This is a genomic window from Mycobacterium sp. E2462 (assembly GCF_001672685.1).
GTDB lineage: Bacteria > Actinomycetota > Actinomycetes > Mycobacteriales > Mycobacteriaceae > Mycobacterium.
Map to the genome: position 1 here is coordinate 1 of NZ_LZKC01000014.1, position 12,357 is coordinate 12,357.

Consider the following 12,357-nt stretch of genomic DNA (forward strand, 5'->3'; position numbering starts at 1 on the left):
AGGTGTTCCGGCGGGTCACCGGCCGCACCATCGGCGAGTACCTGCGCACCGAGATCGCCGAGCCGCTGGGCGCCGACGTCCATATCGGCTTGTCCGACATCGACCAGCTCCGCTGCGCCGAGCGCGTCAACAAGCCGCACATGCGCGACCTGTTGACCGACGCGAACGCCCCCCGGCGCCCGGCCAACCTGACCGAGCACCCGAAGGCCGGGCTGGCGATTTCGATGGGATTCGCGCCGGACGATGAGCTGGGGTCGCACGACCTGCAGTTGTGGCGCCAGCTGGAATTCCCTGGGACCAACGGCCAGGTGTCGGCGCCCAGCGGCTCGGCGATCTCGGTGCGCAGGTACTCGCCGATGGTGCGGCCGGTGACCCGCCGGAACACCTCGCCGAGGATGAAGCCGAACGTCGTCATGTGGTAGCCCTGCGCGGTCCCCGGCTGCCAGCGCGGCGCGGCGGCGGCCAGGCGTTCGCAGACGAAGTCCCAGTCGGCGACGTCTTCCCAGCTGAGCGGCGCGTCGGGCCCGATCAGCCCGGATCGGTGGCTGAGCACCATGGCCAGCGTGATGTCCTCTTTGCCCGCCTGCCCGAACTCGGGCCAGTAGCGGGCCACCGGTGCCTGCAGGTCCAGGTCACCGCGGTCGGCCAGCTGGTGCACGCAGGTGGCGGACAATCCCTTCGTGCCGGACAGCACGGTGGTCAGCGTGTCCTGTCGCCACGGCCGGGTGCCGGCCGCGTCGGCCCAGCCGCCCCACAGGTCGACCACCAGCTCGTCGTCCACCCACACGGCCACGGCCGCACCGACCTCGTCGCCGAGGAGGAAGTTGCGCTCGAACGCGTCGCGCACACCGACGAAATCCGACGCGCATGAGCCATGAATCAAGTCGTGGACCAACTCGTGCGTTTGGAGGTCGCTCATGGCGCCTTTCTGGTGGAGCAGCCACTCACCCCGAGCGGGCGACGGGAATCGAACCCGCGTAGCTAGTTTGGAAGACTAGGGCTCTACCATTGAGCTACGCCCGCATGTGTTAGTCGAGCGTGACTGTAGCTGGCGACGAAGATCAAATCTAATCGACGCGGCTTCGTGATCGCTTCGTGAGGCCGCGCTTCCTCGCCGCGACGGCTGTGCCGGACGCGATACCCGAGGGCCTTAAGATCATCGAGGTCAGCGCGGGGTGTAGCGCAGCTTGGTAGCGCATCCGCTTTGGGAGCGGAAGGCCGCAGGTTCAAATCCTGTCACCCCGACCAGCACGACCGGCCCCGTGTCGCGCGCACGGCCCACCGACCACCAGCAACGAGCACCGAGGAGCATTTCCGTGAAGAGCACTGTCGAGCAGTTGAGCCCCACCCGGGTGCGCATCAACGTGGAGGTTCCCTTCGCCGAGCTCGAGCCCGACTTTCAGCGCGCCTACAAGGAGCTCGCCCGGCAGGTGCGGTTGCCCGGATTCCGGCCCGGCAAGGCGCCGGCCAAGTTGCTGGAGGCCCGTTTCGGCCGGGAGGCGCTGCTCGACCAGGTGGTCAACGACGCGTTGCCGGCCCGCTACGGCCAGGCCGTAGCCGAGTCCGAGGTGCAGCCGCTGGGCCAGCCCGAGATCGAGGTGACCAAGAAGGAGTACGGCGAGGAGCTGGCCTTCACCGCCGAGGTCGACGTCCGCCCGCGGCTCGTCCTGCCGGACCTGGCCACGCTGACCATCTCGGTGGACCCCATCGAGGTCAGCGACGCCGACGTCGACGCGGAGCTGGACAACCTGCGGGCCCGCTTCGGCACGCTGACCGGGGTGGACCGGCCGGTCGCCGACGGCGACTTCGTCTCCATCGACCTGTCGGCCACCATCGACGGCGAGGAGGTGCCCGGCGCCGCCGCCGAAGGGTTGTCGCACGAGGTGGGTTCCGGCCGGCTGATCCAGGGTCTCGACGAGGCGCTGGTGGGCCTGTCCGTCGACGAGTCGCGCGAGTTCACCGCCCAGTTGGCGACGGGGGAGCACGCCGGCAAGGACGCGCAGGTCACCGTCACGGTCAAGTCGATCAAGCAGCGCGAGCTGCCCGAGCCCGACGACGAGTTCGCCCAGCTCGCCAGCGAATTCGACACCATCGACGAGCTGCGTTCCAACCTGCGCGACCAGGTCCGCCGGACCAAGAGCGCCCAGCAGGCCGAGCAGATCCGCGAGGCCGCCATCGACACGCTGCTCGAGCAGGTCGACATCCCGCTGCCGGAGGCGATCGTTAAGGCTCAGGTCGACAGCGCCCTGCACGGCGCGCTGCACGGCCTCGACCACGACGAGGCCAAGCTCGCCGAGGTGCTGGCCCAGCAGGGCAAGTCCCGCGAGGAGTTCGAGACCGAAACCCGCACCGCCGCGGAGACCGACGTCAAGCGCCAGCTGCTGCTGGACACGCTGGCCGACGACCTCGACGTCCAGGTGGGCCAGGACGACCTGACCGAGCGCCTGCTGATGACGTCCCGGCAGTACGGCATCGAGCCGCAGCAGCTGGTGGCCTACCTGCAGGAGAACAACCAGCTGCCGGCCATGTTCGCCGACGTGCGCCGCGGTCTGGCCATCGCGGCGGTGATTCAGGCCGCGACCGTCACCGATACAGCCGGCAACGCCATCGACACCGACGAGTTCTTCGGCAAGCGTGGGGCGCCCGAGGGGGTCGGCGACCTCGAGGACGGCGCCGACGAAGACGCCGAAGGCGCGATCGAAGACGCGGAAGCCGCCGCCGAAGACGCCATCCAAGCCGCCGACGCTGCGGAATGATCCACGCCGTGACGCTGTGAGCGAACGCGCCCGCTTCTAGGGGTGCGTGGCCGCGAAACGTCGGGCGCCGTTGGTTAGTGTCGTGATTACAGAACTGACAGAAAGCAGGTAACCCAGTCGTGACTGACATGCGTTCGAACTCCGTGGGCCTCAACCTCACGGACTCGGTCTATGAGCGCTTGCTCTCCGAGCGCATCATCTTCCTGGGTTCGGAAGTGAACGACGAGGTCGCCAACCGGCTGTGCGCGCAGATTCTGCTGCTCGCCGCCGAGGACGGCGACAAGGACATCAACCTCTACATCAACTCACCCGGCGGATCGATCAGCGCCGGCATGGCGATCTACGACACCATGGTGCTGGCGCCCTGCGACATCGCGACCTACGCGATGGGCATGGCCGCCTCCATGGGCGAGTTCCTGTTGGCGGCGGGCACCAAGGGCAAGCGCTTCGCGCTGCCGCACGCCCGCATCCTGATGCACCAGCCGTTGGGCGGGGTCACCGGTAGCGCGGCGGACATCGCCATCCAGGCCGAGCAGTTCCACGTCATCAAGAAGGAAATGTTCCGGCTCAACGCCGAGTTTACCGGCCAATCGATCGAGCGCATCGAGGCGGACTCCGACCGCGACCGCTGGTTCACCGCGCAGGAAGCGCTGGAGTACGGCTTCGTCGACCACATCATCACCCGCGCCGCCCACATCACCAATGGAGAAGCCCGATGAGTTTCCAGCGTCCCGAAACCCAGCCGCAGGCGCGCTACATCCTGCCGTCGTTCATCGAGCACTCCAGCTTCGGCGTCAAGGAATCCAACCCGTACAACAAGCTGTTCGAGGAGCGCATCATCTTCCTCGGCGTCCAGGTCGACGACGCCTCGGCCAACGACATCATGGCCCAGTTGCTGGTGCTCGAGTCGCTGGACCCCGACCGCGACATCACGATGTACATCAACTCGCCCGGTGGCGGGTTCACCTCGCTGATGGCGATCTACGACACCATGCAGTACGTGCGCGCCGACATCCAGACGGTGTGCCTGGGGCAGGCCGCGTCGGCCGCGGCGGTGCTGCTGGCCGCCGGCACGCCCGGCAAGCGCATGGCGCTGCCCAACGCCCGCGTCCTGATCCACCAGCCGTCGCTGCAGGGCGTCATCCAGGGGCAGTTCTCCGACCTGGAGATCCAGGCCGCCGAGATCGAGCGGATGCGCACGCTGATGGAGACCACCCTGGCGCGTCACACCAACAAGGACGCATCGGTCATCCGTAAGGACACCGACCGGGACAAGATCCTGACGGCCGAAGAGGCCAAGGACTACGGGATCATCGACACCGTGCTGGAGTACCGGAAGCTGTCCGCGCAGACCGCTTAGGCGCGACCGGACGGCGCCCGGGCCCGTCTCGATAGACGGGTCCCGCGTCGCCGGTCGCTGTAGGGTGGGTTGCCGGGGTCCGCGCGTGTCGCGCCACCGGCGCGACACGCCAACGACATGCAAAGCACGTCCTTCGCGAGTGACGGGCGCCATCTGGCGATATGTTTCATCCAGACGGACGAGCTTTCATCCGGACGGACGGCATGAATATCACCGGCGCGATTCGGCGTTAATGGTCGCGTAGGGCCCAATTAAGCGGGTAGCGTCGGTGAATACATGTGGGACTGCAAGACCAACGGCGAAACAGGAAGTAGGCCCTGAGGCACCATGGCGCGCATCGGAGACGGCGGGGACCTGCTGAAGTGCTCGTTCTGCGGGAAGAGCCAGAAGCAGGTCAAGAAACTCATTGCTGGCCCCGGTGTGTACATCTGCGATGAATGCATCGACCTGTGCAACGAGATCATCGAAGAGGAGCTCGCCGACGCCGACGACGTGAAGCTCGACGAGCTTCCCAAGCCGATCGAGATCCGGGAGTTCCTCGAGGGCTACGTCATCGGGCAGGACACCGCCAAGCGGACGCTCGCCGTGGCCGTCTACAACCACTACAAGCGGATCCAGGCCGGCGAGAAGGGTCGCGACTCCCGGCACGAGCCGGTCGAGCTGACCAAGTCCAACATCCTCATGCTGGGCCCGACGGGCTGCGGCAAGACCTACCTGGCCCAGACGCTGGCCAAGATGCTCAACGTCCCGTTCGCCATCGCCGACGCCACGGCGCTGACCGAGGCCGGCTACGTCGGCGAGGACGTCGAGAACATCCTGCTCAAGCTGATCCAGGCCGCCGACTACGACGTCAAGCGCGCCGAGACCGGCATCATCTACATCGACGAGGTCGACAAGATCGCCCGCAAGAGCGAGAACCCGTCGATCACCCGCGACGTCTCCGGCGAGGGCGTGCAGCAGGCCCTGCTGAAGATCCTGGAGGGCACCCAGGCGTCGGTGCCCCCGCAGGGCGGCCGCAAGCACCCGCACCAGGAGTTCATCCAAATCGACACCACCAACGTGCTGTTCATCGTCGCGGGTGCGTTCGCCGGCCTGGAGAAGATCATCTACGAGCGGGTCGGCAAGCGGGGTCTGGGCTTCGGCGCCGAGGTGCGCTCGAAGGCCGAGATCGACACCACCGACCACTTCGCCGAGGTCATGCCGGAGGACCTGATCAAGTTCGGCCTGATCCCCGAGTTCATCGGCCGTCTTCCGGTGGTCGCGTCGGTGACCAACCTGGACCGCGAGTCGCTGGTCAAGATCCTGTCCGAGCCGAAGAACGCGCTGGTGAAGCAGTACACCCGGCTCTTCGAGATGGACAACGTGGAGCTCGAGTTCACCGACGACGCGCTCGAAGCGATCGCCGACCAGGCGATCCACCGGGGTACCGGCGCCCGCGGCCTGCGCGCGATCATGGAAGAGGTCCTGCTGCCGGTGATGTACGACATCCCGAGCCGCGACGACGTCGCCAAGGTCGTAGTGACCAAGGAGACCGTCCAGGACAACGTGTTGCCGACCATCGTGCCGCGCAAGCCGTCGCGCAGCGAGCGTCGCGACAAGAGCGCCTAACTAACCCCCCCGCGCGACCCTGAACGCCGGCGACGCCGTACCGCGCCGCGTGGCGCGGTCGCTGGACCTGGTCAACTTTCTGCTGGCCGACGTCCGCGACGGCCTGGGCCCGTACCTGTCGATCTACCTGCTGCTGGCGCACCACTGGGACCAGGCGTCCATCGGTTTCGTGATGGCGGTCGGCGGGATCGGCGCGATCGTCGCGCAGGCACCCGCCGGCGCCCTGGTCGACAGGAGCACGGCCAAGCGCGCGTTGCTCGTCGCCGCCGCGGTGACGGTCACCGCAGGGTCGCTGGCAATGCCGGTGTTTCCGAACCTGACGGCCATCTCGGTGCTGCAGGTGCTCACCGGGATCGCCGGTTCCGTCTTCGCCCCCGCGCTGGCCGCGCTCACGTTGGGTCTGGTGGGGCAGCGGCGCTTCGCGCGGCGGATCGGGCGCAACGAGTCGTTTAACCACGCGGGCAACGCGTCGGCGGCGGCCCTCACCGGCGGTCTGGCCTACCTCTTCGGGCCGGTCGTGGTGTTCTGGGTGCTCGCGGCCATGGCGGCGGCCAGCGTGGTCGCGACGCTGCGCATCCCGGCCGACGCCGTCGACCACGATGCCGCCCGCGGGCTGGAACCCGGGAAAGCGCACGAGACGCCGTCCCGGCTCTTGACCGTGTTGCGCAACCGCAGGCTCATGGTGTTCGCGGTCACCGTGATCGCCTTCCACTTCGCCAACGCGGCAATGCTGCCGCTGGTCGGGCAGTTGCTCGCCCTGCACAACAAGGACGTCGGTACCGCGTTGATGGCCGGGTGTGTGGTGGCGGCCCAGCTGGTGATGGTCCCGGTGGCCTACCTCGCCGGCGCGAAGGCCGACAGTTGGGGGCGCAAACGGATTTTCCTGCTCGGCTTCGCGGTGCTCACCGCCCGCGGGTTTCTCTACACGCTCTCCGACGACCCGTACTGGCTGGTCGGGGTGCAACTGCTGGACGGCGTGGGAGCGGGGATCTTCGGCGCGCTGTTCCCGCTCGTCGTGCAAGACGTCACGCACGGCAGCGGCCGGTTCAACGTCAGCCTCGGCGCGGTCACCGCCGCGACGGGCGTGGGCGCCGCGGTGTCCAACCTCGTCGCGGGCGCGATCGTGGTTGCCGCGGGCTACGACGCCGCGTTCGCGTTCCTCGGCGCCCTCGCCGGTGCGGGCTTCCTGCTGTACCTGTTCGCCATGCCAGAGACGGCGCCGAGTCGGCAGCCGGTCGTGGCCGCGGCGCCGACGTGATCAACAACACAGCTTTGTATGGTCTGATCCGCTTCGGGTCGCTGACTTCGGGTTTTACGGCGATATTGACCGCGCGTTGCGGGTAAGAGATGTCCATAGACACCTTAAAGAAGTGCCATAATTGGTACCGCCAGTGACATAAAACCGTAAGGGCCGAGGCGTCACTTCCACGGCGCGTAATCTGAAGCTACGCGGAGTGCCTGTCCGGTTAACCAATGGAGGGCGGATACGTGGATCCGAACGGCAGCGGAGCCGGGTCTGATTCTCAGAATGGGGCTTCTCGCAACGGATCCGGCCGTCAGCGCCTGGAACAAGTCGTCATTCGCTTCGCCGGGGACTCCGGCGACGGCATGCAGCTCACCGGCGACCGGTTCACTTCCGAGGCAGCGCTTTTCGGCAACGACCTGGCCACCCAGCCGAACTATCCCGCCGAGATCCGGGCGCCGGCAGGCACGCTGCCCGGCGTGTCCTCCTTCCAGATCCAGATCGCCGATTACGACATCCTGACGGCGGGGGATCGCCCCGACGTCCTCGTCGCGATGAACCCGGCGGCGCTCAAGGCCAACATCGGGGACCTGCCGCGCGGCGGCATGGTGATCGCCAACTCCGACGAGTTCACCAAGCGCAACCTGACGAAGGTGGGTTACGTCGCGAACCCGCTCGAGACCGACGAGTTGTCCGACTACGTCGTGCATTCCGTCGCGATGACCACCTTGACGCTCGGTGCCGTCGAAACGATCGGCGCCTCCAAGAAGGACGGCCAGCGCGCTAAGAACATGTTCGCGCTCGGCCTGCTGTCGTGGATGTACGGCCGGCCCATCGAGACCAGCGAGAAGTTCATCAGGGAGAAGTTCGCCCGCAAGCCCGACGTGGCCGAGGCGAACGTGCTGGCGCTGAAGGCCGGCTGGAATTACGGCGAGACGACCGAGGCTTTCGGTACCACCTACGAGGTGTCCCGGGCGACTCTGCCGTCCGGCGAGTACCGGCAGATCTCGGGTAACACCGCGCTGGCCTACGGCATCGTGGCGGCCGGCCAGCTCGCCGGCATCCAGGTGGTGCTGGGCAGCTACCCCATCACCCCGGCGTCGGACATCCTGCACGAGCTGTCCAAACACAAGAACTTCAATGTGCTCACCTTCCAGGCCGAGGACGAGATCAGCGGCATCTGCGCCGCGCTGGGCGCGTCCTACGGCGGGGCGCTCGGCGTCACCAGCACGTCGGGCCCCGGGGTGTCGCTGAAGTCGGAGGCGCTCGGGCTGGCCGTCATGACCGAGCTGCCGTTGCTGGTCATCGACGTGCAGCGCGGCGGCCCATCCACCGGTCTGCCCACCAAGACCGAACAGGCCGACCTGCTGCAGGCCCTCTACGGCCGCAACGGTGAGTCGCCGGTGGCGGTCCTGGCGCCGCGGTCGCCGTCGGACTGCTTCGCCACCGCCATCGAGGCCGCGCGGATCGCGGTGTCCTACCACACGCCGGTGATCGTGCTGTCGGACGGCGCGATCGCCAACGGCTCGGAGCCTTGGCGCATTCCGGACGTCGCCGACCTGGCGCCCATCAAGCACGTCTTCGCCAAGCCCGACGAGCCGTTCCAGCCCTACGCCCGCGACCCCGAGACGCTGGCCCGCCAATTCGCGGTGCCCGGCACCCCCGGCCTGGAACACCGCATCGGCGGGCTGGAGGCGGCCAACGGCTCGGGCAACATCTCCTACGAGCCGGTCAACCACGACCTGATGGTGCGGCTGCGGCAGGCCAAGATCGACGGCATCGCCGTGCCCGACCTGGAGGTCGACGACCCCACCGGGGACGCCGAGTTGCTGCTGATCGGGTGGGGCAGCTCCTACGGGCCCATCGGTGAGGCCTGCCGGCGCGCCCGGCGCAAGGGCATCAAGGTGGCGCACGCGCACCTGCGTTATCTCAACCCGTTCCCGGCCAACCTCGGTGAGGTGCTGCGCCGCTACCCGCAGGTGGTGGCGCCGGAGATGAACCTCGGCCAGCTGGCCATGCTGCTGCGCAGCAAGTACCTCGTCGAGGTGCAGTCCGTCAGCAAGGTGCAGGGCGTCGCGTTCCTGGCCGACGAGATCGGGCGCGTCATCCGCGCCGCGCTCGGCGGCACGCTGGCGGAGATCGAGAACGATAAGGCCATGGTCGCCCGGATGGCGGCCGCGACGGTGGGAGCCGGCGCATGACGCGCGCCGGTGACCGCGCACGGGGGGCATTACCCGCTTACGGGGGAGAGGAGCGGCGCTCGTGACTGACCTGATCGGTGCAGACCTCGGCTTGACCGCCAGACTGACCAAGAACGACGGCGTCCCGACCTTGTCGGCCGAGGACCAGCCGCAGAAGGCCAAGGACTTCACCAGCGACCAGGAGGTGCGCTGGTGCCCGGGCTGCGGTGACTACGTCATCCTCAACACCATCCGCAACTTCCTGCCCGACCTCGGGCTGCGCCGCGAGAACATCGTGTTCATCAGCGGCATCGGCTGCTCGAGCCGGTTCCCGTACTACCTGGAGACCTACGGCTTCCACTCGATCCACGGCCGCGCCCCCGCCATCGCCACCGGCCTGGCGCTGGCCCGCGAGGATCTGTCGGTATGGGTGGTCACCGGCGACGGCGACGCGCTCTCGATCGGCGGCAACCACCTGATCCACGCGTTGCGCCGCAACGTCAACATCACCATCCTGCTGTTCAACAACCGCATCTACGGGCTGACCAAGGGCCAGTATTCGCCGACCTCCGAGGTGGGCAAGGTCACCAAGTCGACGCCGATGGGTTCGCTGGATCACCCGTTCAACCCGGTGTCGCTGGCGCTGGGCGCCGAGGCGACGTTCGTGGGCCGCGCACTGGACTCCGACCGCGCCGGCCTGACCGAGGTGCTGCGCGCGGCGGCCGGTCACCGCGGCGCCGCGGTCGTCGAGATCCTGCAGGACTGCCCGATCTTCAACGACGGTTCGTTCGACGCGCTGCGCAAGGAGGGCGCCGAGGAGCGGGTGATCAACATCCGCCACGGCGAGCCGATCACCTTCGGCGCCGACGGCGAATACTGCGTCGTCCGTTCGGGTTTCGGGCTCGACGTGGCCAAGACGGCCGACGTCTCCGTCGACGAGATCGTGGTGCACGACGCGCATGCCGACGACTCGGCCTACGCGTTCGCGTTGTCGCGGCTGTCCGATCAGAACCTCGAGCACACCGTGCTGGGCATCTTCCGCAACGTGAGCCGACCCACCTACGACGACGCCGCCCGCTCGCAGCTGCAAGCCGCGCAGGCCTCGACCCCGCACGACGCCGCCGCCCTGCAATCCCTGCTGCGCGGCCGCGACACCTGGACCGTCGACTAAGAGGGAGCCGAATCGTGGCCGACGCAGTCTCGCTCGCCGGGGTGGTACTCGCCGGCGGCGCCTCACGACGGATGGGCCGTGACAAGGCCTGCCTCCCGCTGCCGGCGCCCTTCGCGGGCTCGCAGGCCGGCACCATGGTCGAGCGGGTCGTCGAGATCCTCAGCCAGCGTTGCGATCCCGTGTTTGTGATGGCCGCGCAGGGCCAACCGCTACCGGAGCTGAACGCCCGCGTGCTGCGCGACGAGCTGCGTGGACTCGGGCCGCTGCCCGCCACGGGCCGGGCGCTGCGGGCCGCCGCCGACGCCGGCGCGCAGCTCGCCTTCGTCTGCGCGGTCGACATGCCCTTTCTGGTCGCCGAGCTCATCGACGACCTGACCCGGCGGGCTCTGGAGACCGGCGCCGACGTCGTCCTGCCGTGGGACGGTCAGGACCACTACCTGGCCGCGGTGTATCGGACCAACCTTTCCGACCGGGTCGACGCGCTGGTCGCCGCCGGTGAGCGCAAGATGCGCGCGCTGGCCGACGCCTCGGACACCCAGCGCATCGTGACCGCGGAATCCCGGGCGTTGACCAACGTCAACACCGAGGCCGAGTTGCGCGCCCTGGCCCAGCCGCAAGGCTAGCGTTCTCTGCGCGTCGCCCGCTCTCTTGGCGGGTGGTTTTCACTCCTCCGGACACCCGGCATCGTGACGCCGTGGTGGCGTTCGCGCTTGGAATCCATTGTTGCGGAACGCGTTCCGCTATCAGGTGTTTCTCTACAACCGTGAGCGGCAGCCTCCGGAAAGTGCAGATAAACAACAAGTTTCACTGCCGATAGGTCGAAAAGTGTTGTTTATCAATTGGTTTGACTTAGACAGCGCCGGGGACCGCGTCGGTGGTGAAAAGTGACTCGGCCCATCCTTATTCGACGCGCGGTCCGGCCGCTGGCCCGGGGGTGGCACCCGGCCGATGCCAAGCCCATCCGCTATGCTGCGCCGGTTTCGTTCCCGCAGTGGCGAATTCGCGTCGCGGCCGTCTGACGCCGACAGCACCGCCGGTAAACGTGTGCCACCTCACAAAAAGGCCGTGATTCGAGTCACGGTTAAGTCAAAAGGTTTATCCGCGCCGCCTATCCGAAAAGGTGCGACTGACCTGCGCGAATTACCTTGGTATTGCGTCGTGATCACGCCGTTACCGAAACGAGACGTCGGTTTTCCGAAGATGACGGACGGCGCGCCGTCTCGTACGGTCCCTGGTAGCCCGAAACGGGTTACCGATGAGTAATCGACAATTGAATCCACGGAACTCGCGTGTGAGCGGCGCCGCGGTCGGCTGTATCCGACCATGGCCGCTGGGTAACGACCCGCTGGGCAATGAGCCCGCCGCTGCCGTGCCGGAACGAGAAGGCACGTCCCGAAGCACCCTTCCGCAGTAACCACACAACTTCAGCCCACCACGGTGGGCTTGCTTTGGCGCGCGCACCGCGAAAGGAAAGATATTGAAGAACGTCCGCAAGACGCTCATTCTCGCCGCGGTCACGGGCACCCTCGTGACCATCCCGTCGGCCACCGCCAGCGCGGAGCCGGTCGGTTTCGACCCGAATGTGGCGCCCGCCGCACCGGCACCGGACGCTACCCGACGCCTGAGACGCCGATCCGCGCAGCGAAGAAGCGCCCGGCCCGAGGGCCCGGCGCTTCTTCTCAACAGATGACGGCCATGCCGTCGGATGGCGACGCAGGTCAGCCGCGGCGGCCGCAGACCGGCCAGGCGTGGATGCCCTGCGAGTGCAGCACGTTCTCGGCCACCCGGATCTGCTCCTCGCGGCTCGCGCTCGCCGGCGAGCCCGACCCGCCGTTGGCGTGCCACGTGCTCGAGGTGAACTGCAGGCCACCGGAGAAACCGTTGCCGGTGTTGATTCCCCAGTTACCGCCCGACTCGCACTGCGCGATGGCGTCCCAGTTCACGCTGTACGCCCTGATCGGGGCCGGCGGCGGGGCGTCGGGGCCCGTGACCGCAACGCCGCGCGAATTAGACATAGTGCTTTACGGAGCGACTGAGCG

General features: G+C 67.7%; 9 protein-coding genes, 2 tRNA genes and 1 pseudogene. 9 read left to right on the top strand and 3 right to left on the bottom strand.

Annotated features, from left to right (window positions below; translation table 11 throughout):
* Positions 1 to 919: serine hydrolase domain-containing protein (locus A5714_RS00850; protein WP_231975705.1), on the bottom strand; the 919-nt coding region annotated here is incomplete at its 3' end.
* A 33-nt stretch (positions 920 to 952) separates the two neighbouring features.
* Positions 953 to 1,023, bottom strand: a tRNA-Gly gene (locus A5714_RS00855).
* 148 nt (positions 1,024 to 1,171) lie between these two features.
* On the opposite strand from A5714_RS00855, the gene A5714_RS00860 reads away from it, so the two are divergent.
* The 9 genes from A5714_RS00860 (at position 1,172) to mobA (ending at position 10,941) form a co-directional block, all read left to right on the top strand.
* Positions 1,172 to 1,248, top strand: a tRNA-Pro gene (locus A5714_RS00860).
* Between the two features lie 68 nt (positions 1,249 to 1,316).
* Positions 1,317 to 2,756 carry a trigger factor gene (gene tig / locus A5714_RS00865; RefSeq protein WP_068281854.1) on the top strand — a complete coding sequence of 480 codons (1,440 nt, stop codon included), beginning with the start codon at positions 1,317 to 1,319 and terminating at the stop codon, positions 2,754 to 2,756.
* A 128-nt stretch (positions 2,757 to 2,884) separates the two neighbouring features.
* Positions 2,885 to 3,475, top strand: a complete 591-nt coding sequence (locus A5714_RS00870) for an ATP-dependent Clp protease proteolytic subunit (RefSeq protein ID WP_068070012.1) — start codon at positions 2,885 to 2,887, stop codon at positions 3,473 to 3,475.
* On the top strand, positions 3,472 to 4,116 hold the full coding sequence (clpP2, locus tag A5714_RS00875) for an ATP-dependent CLP protease proteolytic subunit ClpP2 (RefSeq protein ID WP_068281856.1): 645 nt from the start codon (positions 3,472 to 3,474) through the stop codon (positions 4,114 to 4,116). The genes A5714_RS00870 and clpP2 overlap by 4 nt, the downstream gene beginning before the upstream one ends.
* A 327-nt stretch (positions 4,117 to 4,443) precedes the next feature.
* Positions 4,444 to 5,724: an ATP-dependent Clp protease ATP-binding subunit ClpX gene (gene clpX, locus A5714_RS00880; RefSeq protein WP_064953001.1), complete on the top strand. Its 1,281-nt coding sequence runs from the start codon at positions 4,444 to 4,446 to the stop codon at positions 5,722 to 5,724.
* Between the two features lie 19 nt (positions 5,725 to 5,743).
* Entirely contained in the window at positions 5,744 to 6,982 is a 1,239-nt protein-coding gene (locus tag A5714_RS00885; protein ID WP_068281858.1) for an MFS transporter, read from the top strand.
* A 230-nt stretch (positions 6,983 to 7,212) separates the two neighbouring features.
* Positions 7,213 to 9,168: a 2-oxoacid:acceptor oxidoreductase subunit alpha gene (locus tag A5714_RS00890; RefSeq protein WP_156747109.1), complete on the top strand. Its 1,956-nt coding sequence runs from the start codon at positions 7,213 to 7,215 to the stop codon at positions 9,166 to 9,168.
* A gap of 28 nt (positions 9,169 to 9,196) precedes the next feature.
* Positions 9,197 to 10,318 (top strand): 2-oxoacid:ferredoxin oxidoreductase subunit beta, encoded by a 1,122-nt coding sequence (locus A5714_RS00895; protein WP_197502829.1) that lies wholly within the window; start codon positions 9,197 to 9,199, stop codon positions 10,316 to 10,318.
* A 14-nt stretch (positions 10,319 to 10,332) separates the two neighbouring features.
* Positions 10,333 to 10,941: a molybdenum cofactor guanylyltransferase gene (mobA, locus tag A5714_RS00900; protein ID WP_068281862.1), complete on the top strand. Its 609-nt coding sequence runs from the start codon at positions 10,333 to 10,335 to the stop codon at positions 10,939 to 10,941.
* A 1,095-nt stretch (positions 10,942 to 12,036) separates the two neighbouring features.
* On the opposite strand, the pseudogene A5714_RS00905 reads toward mobA, so the two are convergent.
* Positions 12,037 to 12,288, bottom strand: a pseudogene (locus A5714_RS00905) (transglycosylase family protein); the annotation flags it as partial.
* Between the last annotated feature and the right edge of the window lie 69 nt (positions 12,289 to 12,357).